1 protein-coding gene is annotated in these 1,475 nt (G+C 75.7%); it reads left to right on the top strand.

Annotation, left to right across the window (positions count from 1 at the left end; translation table 11 throughout):
* Positions 1–943, top strand: a 943-nt coding sequence (locus I53_RS01665) for an amidase family protein (RefSeq protein WP_251982183.1), incomplete at its 5' end; no start/stop codon positions are given.
* Positions 944–1,475 lie beyond the last annotated feature (532 nt).

Raw genomic sequence — 1,475 nt, 5'->3', positions numbered from 1 at the left:
CAACCCGCATTACGGCACCCCGGCAAGCCCGCCGATCGGGCGCGCATCCCGGGGGGCTCGTCCTCAGGCGCCCGGGGTCTCGGTGGGGCAGGGGACCAGCGACATCGCGATCGGGTCGGATACGGGGGGCTCCGTCCGGATCCCCGCCGCGCTGAACGGCGTCGTGGGCTTCAAGCCGACCGCCTGCCGCGTGCCGCTGGACGGGGCCTTCCCGCTCTCCTACGCCCTCGATTCGCTGGGTCCGCTCGCCCGGACGGTGGCGGAATGCGCGGCCGCCGACGCCGTGATGGCGGGCGCGGAGCCCGTGCCGTTGGAGGCTTTCCCCGTCGCGGGCCTGCGCGTCGGCGTGCCGCGGGGCCTGCTGTTCACCGAGACGGAGCCGCTCGTGGCCGAGGCCTTCGAGCGCGCGCTGGCCTGCCTGTCCCGGGCTGGCGCCCGAATCGTCGACCACCCGATCGACGATCTCCTCGCCGCGATGGACGCGGCCATGCCGGACGGCTCTATCGCGGCGATCGAGGCCGCGGCGGTCCATGCCGACTGGCTGGACAGCGCGGCGTCCCGCTACGACCCGCGGGTCCACCGCCGCATCCTGGCCGGCCGGACCGCGACGGCGGCGCGCTACGTCCGGACGATGCGCCGGCGGGCCGAACTGATCACCGCCTTCGACCGGGTTCTCGCCCCCCTCGACGTGCTGGTCCTCCCGGCGACCGCCACCACGGCGCCGCTCACCGCCCCGCTGGAGGCGGACGACGCGGCGTTCCTGAACGCCAATCGCCTGATGCTGCGCAACACGGCGTTCGGCAATTTCTTCGATCTCACCGGCCTGTCGCTGCCGATGCCGGATCTCGCCCGGCCGGCGGGGCTGATGCTGCTCGCCCGCCACGGGCAGGACCGCCGCCTCCTGGCCCTCGGCGCCGGCATCGAGGCGGCGCTGGCGGGGTAGGGGGCTCCGCGCCGCTCCCGTCATCGCGAGCGCAGCGAAGCGACCCAGGGCAGCAGCGTGACCCCGGTGGACGTGGCGCGACCCTGGATTGCTTCGCTGCGCTCGCAAAGACGGCCACCGTCCATCGGGAGCGCCCACGCATCCGGACACACTATCGTGGCCCCGCGCGCTGCGCCGCCGGGGGCATGGCCCAAACCTCACGCCGCCGGGGTGACGCGGGACGCCGCGAAGCCCGAACGCAACGTTGCTAAAGCCGGCTTCCCGGCGGCTGACCGGACCGACGCCCCGAGGCGCGTCACGGTGCATCGCGGCGGGCGTGGGGAGGAGCGGGCCCCGAACGCCTCGGGCCGCGGCGCCGGCCGGCCCGGTCCCGCGCATTGCCGGATGGCGTCCCATCGTGCACCCTGGCGGCGATCCCGGCCCGAACCGCGTCCTCCGGGGCTCGACCGCGCCCGGGAGACGGGACCGCCCGCGCCGGGGGGTGATCCCGATCCAGCCGACGGCAGGGAGCCGCCGCATGAGCGCAGCCACG

It is taken from the genome of Methylobacterium sp. B1 (genome assembly GCF_000333255.1).
Classification (GTDB): Bacteria; Pseudomonadota; Alphaproteobacteria; order Rhizobiales; family Beijerinckiaceae; genus Methylobacterium; species Methylobacterium fujisawaense.
The sequence above is the reverse complement of the archived record's forward strand: the minus strand, read 5'-3'. Positions and strand labels throughout refer to the sequence as shown.